This is a genomic window from Pseudomonas sp. CBS (assembly GCF_024734645.1).
GTDB lineage: Bacteria > Pseudomonadota > Gammaproteobacteria > Pseudomonadales > Pseudomonadaceae > Aquipseudomonas.
Map to the genome: position 1 here is coordinate 830,728 of NZ_CP102929.1, position 21,691 is coordinate 852,418.

Consider the following 21,691-nt stretch of genomic DNA (forward strand, 5'->3'; position numbering starts at 1 on the left):
GGGAGCGGGCTTGCTCGCGAAGGCGGTGGATCAGTCAACCCATCCACCGACTGGCACACCGCTTTCGCGAGCAAGCCCGCTCCCACATTGATCCGGTTCCAATCGTCCATTTGTGCAGATTTGGCTTTCTCGACAATTCCAACAAAAGAGAGGCAATACCATGGGTGTTTTCGACTATAAAAACCTCGGGACCGAGGGCTCCAAAGCGTTGTTCGCCGATGCCATGGCGATCACGCTGTACTCCTATCACAACCTGGACAACGGCTTTGCCGTGGGTTATCAGCACAACGGTTTTGGCCTGGGGCTGCCCGCCACCCTGGTGGGGGCGCTGCTGGGCAGCACCGATTCACAAGGGGTGATTCCGGGAATTCCCTGGAACCCGGACTCGGAAAAGGCCGCCCTCGAGGCGGTCAACAAGGCCGGCTGGACGCCCATCAGCGCCAGTACCCTGGGCTATGGCGGCAAGGTGGATGCCCGGGGCACGTTCTTCGGTGAAAAGGCCGGCTACACCACCGCGCAGGTGGAGGTGCTGGGCAAGTACGATGGCGCCGGCAAGCTGCTGGAAATCGGTATTGGTTTTCGCGGGACTTCGGGGCCTCGGGAAACCCTGATCACCGACTCCATTGGCGATCTGGTCAGTGATTTGCTGGCAGCGCTGGGGCCCAAGGATTACGCGAAAAACTACGCCGGCGAAGCGTTTGGCACCTTGCTCAAGGATGTCGCGGCGTATGCCGGCAGTCATGGGTTGACGGGCAAGGACGTGGTGGTCAGCGGCCATAGCCTGGGTGGCCTGGCGGTCAACAGCATGGCCGACTTGAGCGGTAATAAATGGTCGGGGTTCTACAAGGACTCCAACTATGTGGCGTATGCCTCGCCAACCCAGAGCAGCGGCGACAAGGTGTTGAACATCGGTTATGAGAATGACCCGGTGTTTCGCGCGCTGGACGGGTCGTCGTTCAACTTCTCGTCCCTGGGCGTGCACGACAAGCCCCATGAGTCGACGACGGACAATATCGTCAACTTCAACGACCACTACGCGTCGACGCTGTGGAATGTCCTGCCGTTTTCCATCGTCAATGTGCCCACTTGGCTTTCTCATTTACCCACGGCCTATGGCGATGGCTTGACCCGTGTCCTGGACTCGAAATTCTACGACCTGACCAGCCGGGACTCGACGATTATCGTGGCCAACCTGTCGGACCCGGCACGGGCCAATACCTGGGTGCAGGACCTCAACCGCAACGCCGAGCCCCACAAGGGCAACACGTTCATCATCGGCAGCGACGGTAATGACCTGATCCAGGGCGGCAAGGGGGTGGACTTTATTGAAGGCGGCAAGGGCAATGACACGATCCGCGACAACAGCGGGCATAACACCTTTCTGTTCGGCGGGCAGTTTGGGCAGGACCGAGTGATCGGTTACCAGTCCACCGACAAGCTGGTGTTCAGGGACGTGGAGGGCAGTGCGGACTGGCGTGACCATGCGAAGGTGGTGGGGAGCGACACTGTGCTGAGTTTTGGCGCGGATTCGGTGACGCTGGTCGGCGTTGGGCTCGCCGGGGTTTGGGGCGATGGAATTTCCATCAGCTGAGTAGCGCTACCGATTTATCGTTCCCACGCTCTGCGTGGGAACGCCGCCCCGGACGCTCTGCGTCCAACTGCCAACCCACGGTTTACGTCTTGCGCAGTGTTGACGCGGAGCGTCACGGGATGCATTCCCACGTGGAACGTGGGAACGATCATTCAGGGCAGTGCATTGATCGTTCCCACGCTCTGCGTGGGAACGCCGCCCCGGACGCTCTGCGTCCAACTGCCAACCCACGGTTCACGTCTTGCGCAGTGGCGACGCAGAGCGTCACGGGATGCATTCCCACGTGGAACGTGGGAACGATCATTGCGAAGGAAGGTGGGAGCCAATTGATCGTTCCCACGCTCTGCGTGGGAACGCCGCCCCGGACGCTCTGCGTCCAACTGCCAACCCACGGTTCACGTCTTGCGCAATGGTGACGCGGAGCGTCACGGGATGCATTCCCACGTAGAACGTGGGAACGATCGGCGATCGGGAGCCAACGGGCTCCCACTTTTTATTTCTCCTTCATCACGGTCGCGACGTCATCGGCCTTGATGCGAATATGCTTGCCGGCAATGTCGGTGAATTCGTAGAAACCATCGGCCGTTTTCGCGTTGGGCACGTCCCTGGTCAAATATTGGGTGCCGTTCTGCAAGGTCACCACGGTCTGCGTGGAGCAACCGGCCAATACCAGCAACGTGAACATACCCACTGCCAGACCCAAATTCTTCATGCTCATAACCCTTACCTTGATCCTTCGAAAACCCCGCGCCTGAGCGGTCGGGGGAAACCTATTTTATGTGGCTGACAGCCATCTGATCATTATTACGCAAAAAGTTGCGTGTGCCTTTGATCTATTACTGATTGCAACAGCCGGCCAGGGACGGCACTCTGTATGCATAACCAGTGTTTGATCCCGTGCCTGACATGTCCAATCCCCTTGAAGACCCGCTCTATTACCTGCATAACTTCCGCCAGGTGCTCGATTGGCTGGGGCAGCGTTATGCCGATTTACTGGCCCCGGACGAAGAGCATTTCATTCAGCAATTTGACAGCTTGCCGCAATCGTCCCAGGCCTTGCTGGTGCGCATGGTGATGCGCAAGGGCGCGCATTTCCGGGCAGGCAAGCTCAATTATGTCGAAATCGGCGCGGTGCACGAGGCGGTGATACCGTTGCTGGAGCAGGGCTGGGTGACGGATCAGTGCCTGTTGTCGTTTGGCGAACTGTTTGGCCTGTTGCAGAAAGCTGAAATCCTGGCGGCGTTCAAACCCTGGATCGAGCAACCCAGGGCCAAAAAGGCAGATTGGCTGGCGTCGCTGTCGACGCAGTTTTGTGAACCGCGTCACTTCCAGCACTGGTGCCCGGACCTGGCCGATCAACTCTACAGCCTGACCGTGATGGACCTGTGCGACCGCCTGCGGCTGATGTTCTTCGGCAATCTCTATCAGGACTGGTCGGAGTTCGTGCTGGCGGACCTGGGGATTTTTACTTACGAAAAGGTCGAGTTCGGCGCCGAATCCCGTGGTTTGCGCAGCCGTGACGACGTGCACGGCTTTCTGTTCCTGCACCAGTGCCAACAGGCTTTTGAAGCGGGCGAGGCACTGGATGACGTACTGGAACAAATCGCCACCCTGCACACCGACAACCCCTGGCTGGAAAAGCGTCGGGCCAAGCTGTTGTTTCAAGTAGGCCAGTACTGCGAGCGCAGTGCCGAGCTGGCTTTGGCCGAGGCGATATACCGGGGCTGCACCTATCCCGGTGCTCGGGCTCGGCTGATCCGGGTGCTGGAGCGTCAGGAGGATTTTGCCCAGGCGATGCGGCTGGCCTGTGAGGCGCAGCAGGCCCCGGAAAGCGCTGCCGAGCAGCAGCACCTGTTGCGTGTGATCCCCAGGTTGCGGCGCAAACTCGGCGAGCCGGCGATGCCCAAGGTAAAACCCCGGGCTATCGTGCGCCTGGACCTCGAGCTGCCGGCCCCGGACCCGCTGATGTCGGTGGAGTATTGCGTGCAGGCCCACTTGAGCGACCACGGTGCGCCGGTGCATTACGTCGAGAACACCCTGATCAACTCGTTGTTTGGACTGCTGTGCTGGCCGGCGATTTTTGCGCCGTTGCCGGGGTCGTTTTTCCACCCGTTCCAGCGCGGTCCCGTGGACCTGCACAGTGAAGACTTCCATCAGCGCCGCGCCGAGCTGTTTGCCGAGTGCCTGGGCCAACTGGACGATGAGCGCTACAAGCACAGCATTCGCCAGCGTTACGTGGACAAATGGGGCATTCAGTCGCCCTTCGTGTTCTGGAACGTGCTCAGTGAAGAACTGCTCGACCAGGCCCTCGATTGCCTGCCCGCCGCACACCTGCGCCATTGGTTCGAGCGCCTGCTGCTGGATATCCGCGCCAACCGCGCCGGCATGCCCGACCTGATCCAGTTCTGGCCCGAAGAAAAAACCTACCGCATGATCGAAGTCAAAGGCCCCGGCGATCGCCTGCAAGACAATCAGCTGCGCTGGCTGGAGTTCTGCGGCGAACACCAGATGCCCGTGACCGTCTGTTATGTGCGCTGGGCGGAGCAGGTGGCTTGAGCTACAGCGTCGCGGTGCGTGCGTTGTGTGAATTCACCGCCAAGGTCGGCGACCTCGACCTGCGTTTTACCCCGTCTCCCAGCGCCCAGGAAGGGATTGTCGGCCACCGCACGGTGGCTTCGCGGCGCAGCGCCCACTACCAGAATGAAGTCGCGCTGGAAGGTGAATACCAGCAGTTGAAAGTCCGGGGCAGGGCGGATGGCTACGACCCGGACCGCAACCAGCTGGAAGAGGTGAAAACCTATCGCGGTGACCTCGACAAGCAGCCGGCCAACCACCGGCAACTGCACTGGGCCCAGGTCAAGGTCTACGGCTGGTTGATGTGCCAGAAGCTCGGGTTGTCGGAGATTGTGCTGGCGCTGGTGTATTTCGACATCGTTGGCGAGCACGAAACGCTGCTTAGCCAACGCTTTCAGGCGGCTGAGCTGCAGGCTTTCTTCAACCGACAATGCGCACTGTTCCTCGGCTGGGCCGAACAGGAAATGCACCAGCGCGAAGCGCGCAACGCCGCAGCAACGGCCCTGGGCTTTCCTCATGCAGCGTTTCGCCCCGGCCAGCGTTCCCTCGCGGAAACCGTCTACAAGGCCGTCAGCACCGGCCGCTGCCTGATGGCCCAGGCGCCCACCGGTATCGGCAAGACCGTCGGCACCATTTTCCCGATGCTCAAGGCCCTGGCGCCCCAGCAACTGGACAAGGTGTTCTTCCTCACGGCCAAGACCCCGGGCCGAAAATTGGCGCTGGATGCCGCGCAAGTGCTGTACGACAGCAGCCCGGATTTGCCGCTGCGGGTGCTGGAACTGGTGGCGCGGGACAAGGCCTGCGAGCATCTCGACAAAGTCTGTCACGGCGACTCGTGCCCACTGGCCAAGGGCTTTTACGACCGCTTGCCGGCTGCCCGCGAAGCCGCATCCCGCGTGCGCCTGCTGGACCAGCGCAACCTGCGGGAAGTTGCCCTGGCCCATGACGTCTGCCCCTATTACCTGAGCCAGGAAATGGCGCGCTGGACCGACGTGGTGGTCGCCGACTACAACTATTACTTTGATTTTGGCGCCATGTTGTTCGGCCTGGCTCAACTCAACCAGTGGCGAGTTGCGGTGCTGGTGGACGAGGCCCATAACCTGGTGGAGCGCGGCCGTTCGATGTACAGCGCGGCCCTCGACCAGTACACCCTCAAGACCCTGCGGGAGATCGCGCCCGAGCCGCTGAAAAAGTCCCTGCAACGTCTGAACCGTGAGTGGAATGCCTTGCACAAGGAGCAAGTGGCGCCGTATCAGGCGTATGCCCAGAAGCCCGACAAACTGCTGCACGCCCTGAGCCTGTGCACCAGCGCCATGGGCGAGTACTTCAACGACCATCCCGAAGCACTCAATGGCGAGCTGCAGGCGTTCTATTTCGAGGCCTTGCAGTTTGCCAAGGTCGCCGAACTGTTCAACGAACACTTCATCTTCGACATCAGCAAGCGCGAACTCAGTGGCAAACGCAGCTCCTCGAACCTGTGCCTGCGCAACGTGGTGCCTGCCGAATTCATTCGGCCCCGGCTGACGGCGGCCCGCAGCAGCGTGCTGTTTTCCGCGACCTTGAGCCCACGGCATTACTACGCGGACTTGCTGGGGATGCCCCCGGACACGGCCTGGGTCGATGTGGAATCGCCGTTCAAGGCCGAGCAGTTGCAGGTGCATATCGTCGACCGGATCTCCACCCGGTTTGTTCATCGCCAAGCGTCGCTGGAACCTATCGTCGAGCTGATCGCTGCGCAGTTTGCGCAGCAGCCGGGCAACTACCTGGCGTTCTTCAGCAGCTTCGATTATCTGCAGCAAGTGGCGCAATTGCTCGCCGAGCGACACCCGCAGATCCCGCTGTGGCGGCAGTCACGGGGCATGGCCGAGGCCGAACGCCAGGGGTTTCTCGACCAGTTCACCCAGCACAGCCAGGGCATCGGTTTTGCCGTGCTGGGCGGCGCCTTCGGCGAAGGCATCGACCTGCCGGGAAGCCGGCTGATCGGCGCGTTTATCGCCACCCTGGGCCTGGCGCAACTGAACCCGGTGAACGAGCAACTCAAACTGCGGATGGGCGCGATTTTCGGTGCCGGCTACGACTACACCTATTTGTACCCAGGCATTCAGAAAGTGGTGCAGGCGGCGGGCAGGGTAATCCGCAGCCAGCAGGACCGGGGCGTGGTGATGCTGATCGATGACCGCTTTGGTGAAGCGCGGGTGCGACAGCTATTGCCGCGCTGGTGGTCGATCACTGCGGCGGATACACCGCATCCCGTAACTGGTGGGTGAACAGACCGGACATGCCTTCGTAGGCCGTATTGGTCAGTGCAACCACCGTGAGCTTTTGCAGCGGGTCGACAAACCAGCTGTGACCGTAGGCGCCGCCCCACTCAAAGGTGCCCCGGGATTGCGGTGTGCCCGTCAGCGCGGGGTCATTCAGCACGGCCCAGCCATAACCGAAGCCCCAACCCGGGTCCTGGGTTTGCACCTTGGCGCCGACGTGATCGGTGACCATCAACTGCACGCTGTGTGCAGACAGTATCGGTGCGCCACCCTGGCGAATGGTTTCCAGGAACCGCGCAATATCACCTGCCGTACCGGCCATGCCGGCGCCGCCGGAAGGGTAGGCATGCGGGTCGAGGATTCGCCGCACATCAAACAGCGCAGTGCTGTTGCCCGAGGTGATGGTGGCCTTGTCGACCATGCGCAGCGGCTGCGGCGATCCATCCTGATAGGCGGCGGACAGGCGTTTTATATCCGTCACGGAAAACCCGGTATCGCTCAGCCCCAGCGGGCCGGTGACTGACTCGCGGACCAAGGCCGGCAGGCTCTGGCCCGACGCCTTTTCCAGCACCGCACCCAGCACATCGGTGGCCATCGAGTATTGCCAGCCCATGCCCGGCGGGTAACTCAGGGGCACGCTGGCGATGCGCTTCAAATTCTCGTCAAAGCTGATCTCGGGCTCGCCCAAGCCATCGGAAACCCCGGCGGTGCGGTAGGGGCCGTGGGTACTTTCCAGAAATCCATAGCTCAGGCCAGCCGTATGGTTAAGTAACTGGCTGACGGTGATCACCGGGGTGGTGCCATCCGCCAGCTTGGGATTGAAGTCGGGAAGCCAGCGGCTGACCGGATCGTCCAGGCCCAAGCGACCTTGTTCCACCAGGTGCATCGCGGCGGCGGAGACCAGCGGTTTGGTGACCGATGCCAGACGAAAGATCGTGTCCTCTGTCATCGGGCGCCCGGCTTCGCGGTCCGCCAACCCAGCTGCACGGTGATACACCAGCTGCCCGTCCCGCAGCACCAGCACCACGGTGCCCACCAGGCGATTGTCGGCAATGGCGCTGTCGACCACTGCATCTACCCGCTTGGCGAGCAGCGGGTCCGGGCTGTCGGCGCAGGCGAGGGTGGCGCAAAGGGCGGCGGCAAGGGGCACGAGGTAGCTGGCAGGAGGCTGCATGGTTGAGGTCGCTCATTGGCAGTGCATGACTGCCAAATATGAACGCCAGGGGCCTGGACTACAACGTCACATTGCACAACTTTTGTTGGTGCAGACAAGCGTGTGATGGCCTGTTCTCCCAGGGAATATCGCGAGCGAGTGCCATTAACCGTATGACCCCATTTCCCACACCTGCAGTTTTGAGTAACGCGGGAGTTGTCCGTTTCGATCAAGGCTGTAATACACCTTCACGATTTCGGCCATTTGAAGACCCTCCACTGATATCGTGACGCGCATCGGCTGGCCGGCCGTGTCTGCGTTCAGAGTGGTGGTTACGGTAGTTCTCGACTGGCTGGCGATCCATTGCAAGGTCACGGTGTCGCCGGGTGCGGTCTCGGTGAACGGTACGATGACCGTCACCTGGTGCTCGCCTTGCGCATGCTCAACCTGCGCCTGGGGTAGACGACTGACGGGTTCGCCCACCTGCAATTCCAGGCGAAGGGACTCATGAGCGGGCAAGGGCTCAATGCGTTCGTAATACAGTTCGGTGAGCTGGTTAGCCAGGGTTTTGAGTTGCGCTCCATCCACCGTCAACACGATGGTGCGATCTTCCGGAATCTCGTCCAGCGTGTGTTCCTGGATGTAGATCGTTGTATCTGCTTCCCATACCAGGCGCATCTGCATCGGTGCATCCCAGCCAGCGGGCGCAGTGAACACCACAGTGGCCTTGGCGATGTTCGGGTCCAGACGGCCCCCTTCCGCCTCCAGTACCTGGGGGGCCGACCATGGACTACCTGCGCCGCGCGCACCGATCCGGGTGGTTCCCGATGGCAGTTCCCGCTCGAGAGAGGGCGGCTCGTTCAGTACGGCGTCGAGGTCGACATTAACCCACGTTATGGGTGACCAATTAGCGTCCGAGTCAGGGTCCATATTCACTGCCGGGTAATTGCCCACGGCATCGATTACCTGCATTGATACCGGGATATGCGGGCTGCTTCCTGCGTCCAGGACGACCTCCGTGGGCACTTTAATTGAAAGAGGTCTGCCCAACTCAGGCGTCCTCACCACATGAGAAAAACCTTGAGAACCCCAGGTGATATTGCAGGTATCGAACTCCGCCATGTTGAGGTAAGGCTCGACATCAAGAATGATGCCCAGCACTGCCCTGTGACGAGTCACCACCTCGCCCGCCTGCAAGTCGGGGGGCATTCTAAATACGAAGCCCTGATGGCCCACGGTATCCGGGTCTGGATCGCGCCCTCCGGGACGGTCCAGTTTGATCCGCACCTTCAGGTGATTTGACTCTACAGGTGCCTGGCGAGGTTCCTGAACGGTTAGATACGGATAAGCCCACGTCGGCAGGACATTCTTTTTGTCCACTCGGAGGGAAATTCTCAGATGGTCCTGGTTCCCACTGTTTATGACCGCGAAATCTTCCGGGATCGGGCTATCCCAATAGAGAAATATCTCGGTGCCGAGCGCGTACCTGTGCTCCGGGTAAAGCGTCGGCTTCACATCATGCTCCACATGCCGAAGGCCCAGGCCACCGTCAGATTGGGTGGCTTCTTCATCTTCCGTGATCACCGGCGCCAGGTTATGGATGACAAGCAGGGGTTTATTGTTGGCGGTTGGGCAGTCCGCGTTTTTTTCAGGGGCACGAGACATGGTGAAACCTCCACGGTTAAGGGCTGCAATCAATTCGGCAGGTTCTCATCGCCAACAGTGTTCCGGCGTGCGATCCGCACCGTCGTCACGCCTGAATAACGCTGCGGTCTCCCGCCCAGGTTGACCAACCAATAGACTTTTACGATGTGATTGAGGTTATCCAGCACAAATTTTGCCGGCACCCTGACCCGTGCCTCGCCTGGGGTATTGGCACGTACAAGCATTTCGATGCGGTTACCCGGGCCGAACCAGTGCAAGCGGATATCCCGGTTAAGCGGCGGGTTGGGAATGGTGACCCAGACGCCGTCCGGGACCAGGTCCGGGTCAAGCCGGTGGCCGATAACTCTTTCCACCACGGGGGCCGCCATGGGCGCCCAACGCTCGCCCACCAGCAGGCTTTTACGCGCTGATTGCCCCAGCAGCCGAGGGATGGCGCGGCTATCAGTGGCTTCGTAGTACATCACCGAAGGCCGTCCCTCAAAACGCTGGGCTTGTGCGCCTGGCACATGAAACTCAAGCACATTGTGCTCCGGACGCTCGCCGGCACTGCGGCTGAACCGGTACTCCACGGCACTCTCCGGGTCGGGTAGCAGCCAGACCAGGGTGATCAGGTCCGTGGGTTTCCAGCTTTCCTGATAAGGCACATAGGCGTAGCCGTCCAGAGGTACGGGTTGTACATGGGCGAAGAAGGGGGTCACTTCGTTCATGTACGGCGCAGGCCACTGTTCGACCGCGCCCTGAACCGTTACGTAGTCGGCGATCGAGTAAAAGGTTATGCCTTCGACGAACTTGTGAAGGGTGTATTGCACCTTGGCGTGGCCCTGGACCAGCTTCGCCATCAGCTCATGGCTTAACGGGAATTCAAATAATTTGTTGTTCTGGTCCACCCGCCTTCTCTCGCTGTGGTTGATGATATTTCCGTGGGCATCGGTGCCCTGGAAGAAAAACTCCAGCGTGTCGTTAGGCGAGAAGTAGTTGGGGTCGGCATAGACATTCGCCGTGATCGATTGCCCCCCGAGTTTAGCCAGATCGATCACCCGGGTTTGCGGATCGGCCTCATTGATAAACGGCGCATACAGGAAGTCGTCCCGGGCAAACACTCTCACTTCACTGACTGCCGACCAGGGCGCAGAAGGGTCGGAATAGTTTCCGGTGTGTCCATGTACCTGAAACTGCACGGTCACCCGCTCGCTATCGCCAGCGGCGAGGATTTTTTCGTAGGGCACGACCAGGATGATGGGGCGCCGCAGGTCTTTTTCGCTGATCGAATACGTCACTTGCTGATCACCCCAGCACAGCAACACGCGGTCCCCGGCGGCGATAAACGGGTAGTGGAGCACTTCGACTTCGATACCGTCGCGGGCCCGCTTGTTGCTGACGCCGCTCACCACCACGTCGTCGGGCAGTTTGAAGCGCAGCCCCTGGTGCCCCGGCCTCGTAACATCGGGGTCGGGGCCGCCGGGCATGTTCAGATCAACTAGCAGGCGCAAGGTCTGGGTCGACTCGCCGGTGAGGTTGTTCCGGCATACCAGTGGGTCAATCAACAGGGGCCTGATGCTGGCCGCCGGAAGCAGCAGCGGTAGCCGTGCCTGCTGCAGGTCACCGGGCTGGACAAAGGTATGAGCCACCGGTATCAGCGGGTCGTTGCTGAACAATTCGAGCAAATCACCATTGGCCATCCGTGAGGACGTTTGCACGTAAACCACCTGGGGGGTCTGAATATTTCTCAGGCCCAGGCTACCGTCAACGCCCACGTCGCCGGCATTGGCGGGAAGCATCCCTGGCACTTCGAGGCTGCCCAATACAGCAGTGGGTTGGGGTACGTCTGTAATGACTGTGGACATCGCAGTGACTCCTTTCTGGATTGCCCCCTTCGAGGCGTGCGAAGTGCGTAAGTTATAGGTTATGTATACGATTCGCTGCGTGGTCGTTGGCTAGTTCCTATTGATCATTAGAGCGATCGGAAGAGGATGTCGTCGATTTCATAATCATTACCCTCATGGGTAGGGTAGTGACTATTAATATTAAGAGTGATCGAAGAGTTATTGGCGGTGAATTCTCCGCTAATTTCTACCCATGCATAGGGAGTTGAAAGAGTCTCCACCGGAGTAATTACACTCTCTGAAGTACTGAGTGAAAGTCTGGGTGCAAAGTGCCAATTTTCAAATCTTCGAGCTCTCAGTGAGAACTCGTATCGACGCCCTGGCCCCAGATTATTAAATCGTTTACTTAAAATGACGCCAGCCTTATTGCCGGGAGGATAGGTATAGTTGTGGAAGACCGTGTTTCCACTATAGGTTCTGAATGCAATATCTCTATTGTCACTAAGCGCGGGCCCTCGGACCCAGCCATTTAAATTGCTTCCGGTGAAGTTTGTAAGATCATATTGACCTGGGACAGTTTGAATCCTTAAAACGTAAATCAGTGAAAAGCGCCGGGGGACATCAGCCCTGGCCAAGTCGTATATGATCCGCACCGACCTATTTATGTTGGCATCGACAAAGCGGCGCTCTATTGGGACTAGAAGTGCCTTTCCTGCTTGTTCTTTACTGAGTTTGACTTCAACTGACGTACCCAAGGCATCACCGTTCCAAATTAATGTGATGATGTCACCTTCAACGCTATCCGAGAGTGGAACAGTTACTGTCACGTGGGTGCCAATATCTGCGGGATCGAGATTGTTGCCGAAAGTCTTTTCAACCGTTACAGCGGGCAGTGTTCTTGCCGGCTCTCCCACCTGAAGCTGCATTCGCAGCGACTGACGATGGGGCGTGTAATCAATACGCTCGTAATACACCTCGACGGGCAACGTATTAAAGCGTCGGACTTGTTCGCTCGAAACCTGAAAGCTCAATCGGCGGTCTTCAGGAATAGCTTCCAAAAATATTTCTTCAGAAAAGTTGACCGAATGGGCGACCCAAACGACGCGAATTCGAGTGCCCGGTGTCCACCCATCCTGTGCACTGAATCTCATCACGGCAATTGAGTCCGGAGCGAGCTGTCCGTTAGGTGCCTGGTCGATGGTCGGGGCCGGCCAGTCCATCAGTCGCCCGATCACCCGCACACGCACTTTCCTTGACGGGTACCAGGTATCGGTCACGATCTTGTATACCTCGTAATACATGATCGCAATACCGCCCGAGATGGCTCTGAGCAGCTCGTTCTCGATTTCGAACTGCATAATGTGATTTATCCGGTCGACGAATCTGCTTTCGGTATGAAAGAAGGGTACGTTGTGTATGTCGCGGCCCTGCCACTGCAACCTGACCGTGTCACCTCTTTCAAAAAAATGCTCCTCGGTCAACAGTTCAATCAATTGCGCCGCTCCGCCGAGCTCATCCATGTCAATGATCTCCCCTGGCTGCTTAAGCCAGGGCGCGTCCGGCCGGTAGACCCCAAGGTTGACGTTGACCCGACTGATTTCGGACCAATTGGCGTCGGTATTGGGCGCGGGGTAGTTGCCGCCCATGTCGATGATTTGCATCGCCACCGGCAGCGCCTCTTCGTAGTCGTCGTGGCTGATTACGTCGGCGGTGACGACTACGTCAAAAGACTGTCGAAGTTCCTTTTCTGACACCACATAGGAGACTGTCTGGGACCCCCAGGAAATGAAGCAGGTGTCACCCCCAGCCATGTTTTCGTAGGGCTGCACGGTAAGCCGTATACCTTGATTGGCTCTGTCCTGATCCACATGACTGCCGGCGGCGAGGTCGTCGGGCAGTGTAAACACCAGGCCTTGATTGCCGGGGATATCCGGGTTCGGATCCGGGTCCCCAGGACGGTCACGCTTGACTCGTAGCCTCAAAGGCTTGGTTTTAGAGTGGTTGTTACTGGGGCGCCGAATGATGCAGTAGACTTCTGCCCAATCCGCCAGGACCTCCTCTTTACGGACTTCCAGTTCGAAAAACCGGTTTTCCTGGTTCTCAGGTCGGATGAGGATATAGTCCACGGGTAGCTCGGGATTGCTCCAGTAAAGGTAGATCTGGGTGTTTAACGGCAGCAACTCCGATAGCACCAGCGTCACCCTCAGGTTGTTCTCGACATGCCGCAGGCCGATGCCGCCGTCATAGTCGCCATAGTCGTCAAAGCCCTTGAGCGGTGGGTACAGGTCTTCGATAAATACCGGACCAATCATGTCGTATTCTTCGTCATTGAGCGGGTGCTCGGGATCTACTTCCGGTACACGAGACATGGGGCAGCCTCCACCGTCGAACGGGTGCTGTTAAGGGTCAAAAAAACCAGGTTCAAACTTCTGCTGCCGGTGGGCCAACCTGGACTACCTGGCGGTCGGATTCGTTTATGTCTGCCGTGGCGTTCAGATACTGCTCCGGCTCATAGACGTAATAGAGCTCAGGGGTCAGGCGGTCGAACCTCAAGAGCTCCCTGTAGGGAATCAGGCGCCTGATCGGTATGCCTTCCGGCACATTGCCGACGGTAAACCGGTCGGTATACAAGGTGACCTGATTACTGCCCGGTAACACGTGACGAAATATCAACTCGATTTTGTCTGTGGGATTGCGCCATGCGTACCACGGGATCTCCACGGCAGCGCCATCCTTGGGAATGGGGTTGAGCACATGATTGGTGTGGTTCAGGAAGAACGGTGCTTGTAGCTTCACAATCGCATCCACCACCTGTGCGGTCGCGAATTTCGAAGGCCGCGTAGGCAAACCGGTTTTTAGCAGCAGGTAGCTGATTTCCACTCTGCCGCCAGCACAAGCACGTACCTTTTCATTGGGTACGAAAAAGTTTTCATATCTGCCGGCATTCTCAATGGTGATGTACTTTTCCTCCAATACAACGCCCCCCAGCTTCGGATAACCACGGTAGGTGACGTGGTAGGTGTAACCCGCCGGGCCTAGATTGTCTGGAAGGAAGAGCTGTATGTGCAAAGGCTTGCCATCCAGCCGCTCAAGGTCAATAAAACCTGCAACATCCTGGGTTTTGAAAATAGGTGGAGCCAAGGTGTTGCGATCAAGGTCTATCAGCACCGGAATTTGCCGAGAACGAGGTGAGGAAACGTTACCGACCAGATCAGCCACGCTAAAACTCATCAGACGGTTGTTGCCGTTACCGGCCTTGACGATACCGTCGCGGGAGAGGGCTATCACTGTCTGTTTGCCGACGCCCGAGACCTGCTGGCGCGGCGCATTGTAGTCGCCCAACCTCAGTGCTATCAGATCTCCGGCATCCATCTCCGGATAGGGATCGATGGTGACCGTGGTCCGATAGGATTGAAACTCTCGGATTTCGAGGTAGTCAGGCTTGAAGTTGAGCTCTGAGTGGCCTGGGATAACTTGATTTTTGTCGTCACCTGCCGGGAGGGTTCTTTTGACCAGTACGTCCAGTGGATTGGAGGTGTTGGAGTCTGGGCCGCCTTCGTAATGCACCACGTAGCCCAGGGTCACGCTTCCTTCGGGCAGGCGACTGTCGGGAATCGCAAAAGCGAAGCTCTCGTTCGCTTCATCGCCCGGCAGCAGCGTTTGTTCGGCCAGGACGATCAAGCCCGGCATCAAGACAACCTGGATTTTGTCCTTGGGCTTCGCCGGCCAGTTTTTGTACACGATCACCGTCAGGCCATGGGTCAGTAACCGCTTGGGGATCCCGCCAGCGTGGTTGCCAACCCCCGGTGACATGCCAGGGATGAACAGTGGATCCAGAAACTTGGGTTTAACCTCGGATGTCTTGGCTTTTTTGGTAGGCATGGCGTTCTCCGGTCAGGCAGTGGGTACGCGTCACAGGATCCGTTCCTGAGCTTTGGGTTTATCAAATACCGGTCGTGGACAGTTGGCTACTGTCAGAATTAACAGGTGCCGACAAATGGTATTAGCCGATTTGCACGCGCTGGCGCACAGACTCGTTCAAGTCCAGGGAGCGAGCCCTGACCTGCGCGGACTCATACACGTAATAAAGCTCCGGGCTGAAACCCTCGAATCGTTCAAGGTCCTTGCGATAGATCAAACGCCTGATGGGCGCGCCATCGACCCACGATGTGCCCACTACACGCGGCTCGCTGAACACAATGGTTTCGTTGAGCGATTTCACGTACCGCAGGATCACGGTGATGCTGTCTGTGGGCTTGCACCATGGGTACCAGGGGATACTCACGATGGCCGAATCGGGTATGGGCGCCACAACGTGCCCTGGGTAGCGTTCAAAAAACGCAGCCGCCAGGCGCACCACCGACCCCCTCACGCGGGCGAAGGTTTTTTGCGACACCAGGTCTGCCGGTTCCGTGCGCTTGCGCAGGACGAAGCTGGTTTCAATCTTGCCCCCGGCGGCGGCGCGGACCACGCTGTAGGGCACCGGGTGATTGACGGGCACCCCGGCCCTGACGATTTCTTCGAACCCCCGGTAGGTGACCACGCCGCCCAATGGTGGGTAGGCGCGGAACGTGATGTCATACAGGTCTCCCGGCTTGCCGACCTGGGCAGTGGTGTACAGCTCGAGTTGCAGGCTTTCGCCGTTGAGCCGGTCCGGGTCGATGTAGCCCAGCGGGTCATCGGTGATGATGGCCGGGCCATCGGGTTTTGCGCCGGCCAGGTCGACAACCACCTCCAGGTACCTTGAGCTTTGTACGGACGGGTTGCCGACCAGGTCGACCGGATAAAAGTTGACCAGCAAGCCATAGCTGTCACCCGCCTCGACAATCTGCCCATGGCTGATGGAGATGTGGGTCTGCTGCCCGACGCCCTCGACCGGCTGCAAGATGGTCAAGCCTCCCCACTGGAAGTGGATGACGTCTTGCGCATGCATGTTCGGGTAAGGCTCGATGATCGCGATAACGCCCCGGGCGGCTTCAGGTGGGTAGATTTGCAGGGCTGACAGGCTGAATGAGAGTGCTGGGTGTCCTTCCGGCAGTTGGCCGCTGTCCGGTCCGCCGGGTAAATCGGTTTTGATCAGTACGTGCAACGGCAAGGAATGCTGGGCGCGACTGCCGTCGGCGCGATGCAACACGTAGCCCAGTTTGAACTCACCGTCGGGCAGCTCTTTTTGCGGCAGGCTAAAGAAAAAATACCCTTGCAACTCATCCCCAGGCTCCAGTTGTTTGACGGCTATCGCCCGGATATTGATGGGGTCTATCTGTTCGCCAACGGTGATCATGTCCCCTGGCTGGGCACCCCAACTGTTGTTGACCTGTGCCGTCAGCCCGGAGGCAAACAACCACTCGGGTAACCCGCCGTCATAGCCGGGAACGTTCTGGGTCATGCCGGGAATAACCAGACGCTCAAGGGCCTCGGGCGCAAGCGACAGGTTGGGTGATGCAGTGGGGCTTTGGCTGGGCACGGTCAATCTCCTGTTCGGGCGACGGCGCACCTTGAGCGAAATGGGCGCGCCTTTGGAGATATCAAACACCCCTGAAATGCACCTGGCTACTGTCAGAATTCACAGGTAGCGATTAGCCACCTGTGAATTCTGACAGTAGCCAGAGCTTTGTTTTGAGCGCCTGATTGACCCTAACGGCTACCCGAGTGTGGGTGAGTACGAGTTCGACCTGGAGCTTCGTCATGTCTAAACCAGCGCTGCCTAACGACCTGCTGCCACCGGTAACAATCTATGGCCTGCAACCGCCGATCGAGGGCGATGTGGAGAAGGCCGACGGCGGCATCGGCTTGCGGCATCTCGAGCACTCACTGGTGGTGTGGGTCGCGCGGCCTGAGAACAGCCCGGTGGGCACTTTGTTTGAGCTGTACTGGGGCACGTCTTTCTGGCCCGTGGCGAGCAACTTCATTCGCCACGGGGACGAATGGCTCAGCCATATCCCGCTCATTGTGCCGGCGTACAGTGTGGGTGAGTACTGGGCCGACCCTGTATATGCCGTCGTCGTCCGTAACGGCACGGAGCGCAAGACCCAACCTTTGCGTTTGCGTATCAACCGGCATCGGCCGGGCGGACGCGATCCTGATATCGACGCGCCGGGGCATCAGAACCTGGTGTTCGAGTTGGCACCGGACGTGTTGCTGGACGGGGTGAATGATGAGCGGGCTCTCCGGGGCGTTGAGGTGACATTCCGGTACTGGGAGAACATGGCCGCTTACGACCTCATCATTTTTGTCTGGGGCTCCCAACGAATCGAACGCAGGGTGCAGCCTCACGAGGTAAAGACCGACATCCGCATGACCGTTGATTACCCAACCATCGCCGATGCAGGCAACGGTGAGGCTATTCCCGTGGCATTCCAGGTCATGGGGCCGACCGGCAACTACCCGGATGAATGGGCACCCTGGTCGGCGACGAGCTGGGTGGACGTGCACCTGAATATCCAGCGCCTTGAAGCGCCCTGGGTGACATTCCCGGTGACGGATCGCGATATCGACCTGGCACAGCTGGACGGCAGGCCTGTAAGAATCGGCGTGCGCATAAGCGCGGCAGACGCTCGCACCCATTCCCTTGTCACCCTGGTGTGGGCGGGAAGAGACGGGGCAGGGGCTGCAGTTCCGGGAATCCAGAGCAAAGCCCTGTCAGGGGCTGGCTCCTATGAGTTTACGATCGACCACGGGCTGATTGCCGCCAACGCCAAAGGCCGCGCGGTTGTGTACTACCTGCTGCAAGGTGCCGGGCAGGATGACAAGCCCTCCTACAACCGCCACCTGCGGGTTATCGGCGAGGTCAGCCGATGGTTACCGCCGACGATTGATCAACAGACCGGCGACTTCTTGTTGCCCGACCTGGCGAACGCCACCGTCAGGTTTCCAACCCGCGCCAGTTGGTCAGGCGGTGGGCAGGTTGAAGTGGTATGGATAACCTGCCATTCCGACGACGCCATCGAGTACCGCACCGATCCCCAGGCACCGCCGGCCGCAGGGCACATGACCTTTTCGGTGCCCGGCACTCAGCTGACGCGTTTTGATGGATACCTTGTGGAGGTGTATTACGTCTTCACCCGACCGGGGGAGCTTCCTCAGGAGTCCGAGCGGTTGACCGTGCAAGTGGGCGAGCCGGTGCGTGATATGGACGCCCCCACGATAGAAAACGCATTCAACGGCCAGTTGTCTCCCGACGATATAGGCGATTACATCAAGGTGACGGCACCCTTCACCGACACTGAACGCGCTGATTGGATCACGCTCTTCTGGATGGGGCCGTTGGCGAGCACCAGCGTCAAGGTTCAAGTCGGCCTGGACGGGCAGTTCACCGAGCACCTCATTGCCCGTGACTTCGTGATGCCCAACCTGGACCAGCGGGTGAGGGCTTTTTTCAGCCTGGAGCGCAGCGGGCAAAAGACCCGGTTTTCCCATGTCACCCTGGTGCAGATCTTTCGCGGTCTGGGGGAGTTGCCAGCGCCTAAATTGCTGGGGGCAGCCATCACTCGATCGGACAGTGCAACCCTCGCGCCACTGGATGTGCAGGAGGGCACGCAGCTGGTGGTGCGCTACGTGGGCATGCGTGCCAGCGACACGGTCCAGGTGACCATGAAAGGCACCGCCGGTGCCGGTTCACCGGTGATCCCCAGCCGGCCGGGCAACGACACTGGCGGGGTGCTTGAGTTCGACATTCACCGGGCGGCGATTGCGGCCAACATTGGCAACAGCGACAAGCTCGTCACGTTTGCCTACAGCGTAACCCGCGCCGGTGAAACCCGAGCGTCGCAGCCATTGACGGTTGCCGTGACGCCCATTCCAACCAACAGATTGCCCATCCCCTTGATCAACAGGCTACCCACCGGCTCTGCCTTGGTCGTACCGGATTTCAACCAGGCGACGCGCTGGAGCATCGGCGCCTATCCCTTCCAGACGCCCAACGGGCAGCGTATCTGGTTGACCTACGTTGGGACGAATAACAGCAATCGGGAAGTCATCCATGAGCCATGGTCAGGGGCCCTGAATGGTCATGCCGCGGGTTATGAGTACGACCCGCGCCACACATGGTTCAGCTCGCTCAAACAAGGCTCTGTATTACGCGTTGAAGTGCGCATCGGCTTTGACAAAACCAGTACCGATAAGGCACAGGCGGTGCTGTTTCCCGTGGCGACTTACGTGGTCAATTCGAAGTTTGTCGATTTGACCACGTTCAATGATTACCAGATGAATGGCTGGCGCACGCTGGATGAAAACCACCCAGGGGGAATTGTCGCGCATTCGGGTCGGACGGTTTATCGGTCTGAGGTGAATCCGGCTTCACCGGTTACAACCTTTCTGTTCAAGGATTATTTTGCGTTGGCCGCCGGCAGTTATCGGCTGATGGTTAACTACAGCGGAGACGCGAGTGGAGAAGCGAAGGGGAAAGCGAGTTTTTTTATCAATGACTTGAACATCATCAATCATCAAATATTCCATCCTGTGTGGACCAACGGATCAGTTGGGTCAATTTCCATTTCCGGGTCTCCAACACGAGTCGCCATTGAAATCACGCCAATAAATCCATCCTTTGCCCTGCTTATCGATGACATCAAACTGGAAAAAACATGAAGCGCGAGTGACTCGGGTGCCGCGTCAGATTGCTACTGCTTCAGTCACTACGTAGACCGAAACCGCCTGTCGCCACCTGTGAATTCTGACAGTAGCCACGCCGCGTCCATAAGTATTTGATGGGATCAGCGCCCAACGGCGACTCAATAAGGACTTTCATCATGCCCCTGCATCGCCCATCCGCCGACCTCCTGCCTCCCGTTGACATTCCATTGCTTCAGCCGCCCATCCCCGACGATGTCGAGGGCGCCGATGGCGGCATCGGCCTGCGGCATATCGAGCACCCGCTGCTGGTGCATATGGCTCGTCCGGAAAACACGCCGCCAGGCACGGTGTTCGAGCTGTACTGGGGCGACCCGCAGTGGCCGGTCGCGCGTAATTTTATCCGCGACGACGATGAGGACCTGACGCGCATCCCGTTCATCGTGCCGGAGGACAACATCTTCGAGTCGTGGGCCGATCCGGTGTATGCCAAAGTCATCCGCAAGGGCGGCGATGGCGACGAAACTGCGCGCCTGCGGCTACGGGTCAACCTGCAGCGTCCTGGTGGGCGTGATCCCGATGACGAGATGCCGGGGCATCAGCGGTTGGTGTACGAACTGCCTCTGGATGTGCTGATCGATGGCGTTGACGACGCACGCGCGGAGCTGGGCGTCGAGATCGTGTTTCGGCGTTGGGAAAACATGGCGCCTTATGACCTGCTGATTCTGGTCTGGGGCTCCGAGCGGATCGAACACCGGGTCCAGCCTGAGGAGGTGAACAGCGACATCCGCCTCACCGTCGACCACGCAACCATCGGCGACGCCGGCAATGGCGAAGCGATTCCCGTGGGGTTTCAGGTGGTGGGTCCGACCGGGAATTATCCGGATGAGTGGGCGCGTTGGTCGGCGATAACCTGGGTGGATGTGTACCTCGATACCGAGCGTCCAGAGGCCCCTTGGCTGACGTTCCCCGAGACCGAGCGGGATATCGAACTGGAGCAATTGGGCGGGCAGGGAGTAAGAGTGGGGGCGCGTGTCAGCAGTGCGGATGCCCGTGCGTATTCGGTCGTCACGCTGGTGTGGGCGGGCACCGACAATGAGGGCGTTGCAGTGCCCCATCTGGAGAGCCAAAACCTGTCAGGTGGCAAGGCCTATTACTTCACTATCGACCATGCCCTGGTGGCTGCGCTGGCCAGGGGGACGGCTTACATTTATTACCTGCTCCAGGGCGACGGGTTGCCTGAAAAACGTTCATACAACCGCCACCTAAGGATCCTTCGCTCGGCCTCGCCAGTGAAATTTCCTCGGCCCCGAATGCCTGAAGCTGCGGGTGAAGGAAGAGTTGTTTTCCTGAGCCCGCTGGATGCTCAGACCGGGGCCACGGTCAGGGTGGGATACCAGCCCATGTACACCACTGACAGGATCCAGGTGACGATGGTGAGTCTTTTTGGTGCCGATTCACCCGTAATTGCCGCCAAGAACGGCCTTGCCGACGGGGTAGTCACGTTCGCCATTCCGGCTTCAGCCATCGCGGCCAACATTAGGAACGCGGCTAGCGGCATGTTTCTTCTGACATACGAGGTGACTCGTGCAGGTGAAATTAAGCCTTCGGAAACCCAGTACGTGTCGGTTACACGGATCGACAACGTGATTGAAGATGACGTGCTTGGACAAACTGTCATTAAGATCAACGAGGCCAATCAGACGACAAAGGTGTTAGACCTGAGCGCTGTGACAGAAGGAGGGACGGTTCGCGTTGGCACCTGGCCTTTTATCACCCTGAATTACCCGGTATGGCTTCACTTCAGCGGGCAAAACAGCGACAACTCGCCGCGCAACGTGATGTTTTGGGATGGTGCCAACGGTGCGGCGGTAAACGCTCTTTGGCTCAACGCCGGTCAAGTTGAGGCGAGGGTTGACTATTCCACTTTCGCCGGATTTCACGGTCGACTGACGATGCAGTTCAAGGCCGGTTTCAGGCCCGATGCGGCAGAGGCCGATGCCATTGTTTTCCCTCCCGTCACATACGTTGTTCGTCGTTGACCGGGCATTTATTG

General features: G+C 58.9%; 12 protein-coding genes. 5 read left to right on the plus strand and 7 right to left on the minus strand.

Annotation, left to right across the window (positions count from 1 at the left end; translation table 11 throughout):
* The first annotated feature begins 160 nt into the window (after positions 1 to 160).
* Entirely contained in the window at positions 161 to 1,591 is a 1,431-nt protein-coding gene (locus NVB75_RS03615; RefSeq protein WP_258346025.1) for a lipase, read from the plus strand.
* Between the two features lie 493 nt (positions 1,592 to 2,084).
* Here the strand turns inward: NVB75_RS03615 and NVB75_RS03620 are convergent, their stop codons facing one another.
* Positions 2,085 to 2,309 carry a YgdI/YgdR family lipoprotein gene (locus tag NVB75_RS03620; RefSeq protein ID WP_258346026.1) on the minus strand — a complete coding sequence of 75 codons (225 nt, stop codon included), beginning with the start codon at positions 2,307 to 2,309 and terminating at the stop codon, positions 2,085 to 2,087.
* A gap of 188 nt (positions 2,310 to 2,497) precedes the next feature.
* Here NVB75_RS03620 and NVB75_RS03625 point away from each other — a divergent pair, with 188 nt between their 5' ends.
* Both NVB75_RS03625 and NVB75_RS03630 read left to right on the plus strand, forming a co-directional pair.
* The gene (locus NVB75_RS03625; protein ID WP_258346027.1) at positions 2,498 to 4,147 is read left to right on the plus strand and encodes a VRR-NUC domain-containing protein; all 1,650 of its coding nucleotides are present in this window, start codon (positions 2,498 to 2,500) and stop codon (positions 4,145 to 4,147) included.
* Entirely contained in the window at positions 4,144 to 6,432 is a 2,289-nt protein-coding gene (locus NVB75_RS03630; RefSeq protein ID WP_258346028.1) for an ATP-dependent DNA helicase, read from the plus strand. The genes NVB75_RS03625 and NVB75_RS03630 overlap by 4 nt, the downstream gene beginning before the upstream one ends.
* Here the strand turns inward: NVB75_RS03630 and NVB75_RS03635 are convergent.
* From NVB75_RS03635 to NVB75_RS03660, 6 genes are all read right to left on the minus strand, one after another.
* On the minus strand, positions 6,392 to 7,600 hold the full coding sequence (locus tag NVB75_RS03635) for a serine hydrolase (protein ID WP_258346029.1): 1,209 nt from the start codon (positions 7,598 to 7,600) through the stop codon (positions 6,392 to 6,394). The genes NVB75_RS03630 and NVB75_RS03635 overlap by 41 nt on opposite strands.
* A gap of 144 nt (positions 7,601 to 7,744) precedes the next feature.
* Positions 7,745 to 9,244 (minus strand): hypothetical protein, encoded by a 1,500-nt coding sequence (locus NVB75_RS03640; protein ID WP_258346031.1) that lies wholly within the window; start codon positions 9,242 to 9,244, stop codon positions 7,745 to 7,747.
* Between the two features lie 29 nt (positions 9,245 to 9,273).
* Positions 9,274 to 11,088, minus strand: a complete 1,815-nt coding sequence (locus NVB75_RS03645; protein WP_258346033.1) for a hypothetical protein — start codon at positions 11,086 to 11,088, stop codon at positions 9,274 to 9,276.
* A gap of 107 nt (positions 11,089 to 11,195) precedes the next feature.
* Positions 11,196 to 13,436 carry a hypothetical protein gene (locus NVB75_RS03650; RefSeq protein ID WP_258346035.1) on the minus strand — a complete coding sequence of 747 codons (2,241 nt, stop codon included), beginning with the start codon at positions 13,434 to 13,436 and terminating at the stop codon, positions 11,196 to 11,198.
* Between the two features lie 52 nt (positions 13,437 to 13,488).
* The gene (locus tag NVB75_RS03655; RefSeq protein ID WP_258346036.1) at positions 13,489 to 14,949 is read right to left on the minus strand and encodes a hypothetical protein; all 1,461 of its coding nucleotides are present in this window, start codon (positions 14,947 to 14,949) and stop codon (positions 13,489 to 13,491) included.
* Positions 14,950 to 15,070: 121 nt separating this feature from the next.
* Positions 15,071 to 16,531, minus strand: coding sequence for a hypothetical protein (locus NVB75_RS03660; protein WP_258346037.1), 1,461 nt, complete (start codon positions 16,529 to 16,531; stop codon positions 15,071 to 15,073).
* A gap of 221 nt (positions 16,532 to 16,752) precedes the next feature.
* Here NVB75_RS03660 and NVB75_RS03665 point away from each other — a divergent pair, with 221 nt between their 5' ends.
* Positions 16,753 to 19,653 (plus strand): hypothetical protein, encoded by a 2,901-nt coding sequence (locus tag NVB75_RS03665; RefSeq protein ID WP_258346038.1) that lies wholly within the window; start codon positions 16,753 to 16,755, stop codon positions 19,651 to 19,653.
* Between the two features lie 161 nt (positions 19,654 to 19,814).
* Positions 19,815 to 21,677, plus strand: coding sequence for a hypothetical protein (locus NVB75_RS03670; RefSeq protein WP_258346039.1), 1,863 nt, complete (start codon positions 19,815 to 19,817; stop codon positions 21,675 to 21,677).
* The last annotated feature ends 14 nt before the right edge of the window (positions 21,678 to 21,691 follow it).

Coding starts and splice junctions, on each gene's coding strand:
- NVB75_RS03615 (WP_258346025.1), top strand. CDS start 161: ATGGGTGTTTTCGACTATAAAAACCTCGGGACCGAGGGCTCCAAAGCG.
- NVB75_RS03620 (WP_258346026.1), bottom strand. CDS start 2,309: ATGAGCATGAAGAATTTGGGTCTGGCAGTGGGTATGTTCACGTTGCTG.
- NVB75_RS03625 (WP_258346027.1), top strand. CDS start 2,498: ATGTCCAATCCCCTTGAAGACCCGCTCTATTACCTGCATAACTTCCGC.
- NVB75_RS03635 (WP_258346029.1), bottom strand. CDS start 7,600: ATGCAGCCTCCTGCCAGCTACCTCGTGCCCCTTGCCGCCGCCCTTTGC.
- NVB75_RS03640 (WP_258346031.1), bottom strand. CDS start 9,244: ATGTCTCGTGCCCCTGAAAAAAACGCGGACTGCCCAACCGCCAACAAT.
- NVB75_RS03645 (WP_258346033.1), bottom strand. CDS start 11,088: ATGTCCACAGTCATTACAGACGTACCCCAACCCACTGCTGTATTGGGC.
- NVB75_RS03650 (WP_258346035.1), bottom strand. CDS start 13,436: ATGTCTCGTGTACCGGAAGTAGATCCCGAGCACCCGCTCAATGACGAA.
- NVB75_RS03655 (WP_258346036.1), bottom strand. CDS start 14,949: ATGCCTACCAAAAAAGCCAAGACATCCGAGGTTAAACCCAAGTTTCTG.
- NVB75_RS03665 (WP_258346038.1), top strand. CDS start 16,753: ATGTCTAAACCAGCGCTGCCTAACGACCTGCTGCCACCGGTAACAATC.
- NVB75_RS03670 (WP_258346039.1), top strand. CDS start 19,815: ATGCCCCTGCATCGCCCATCCGCCGACCTCCTGCCTCCCGTTGACATT.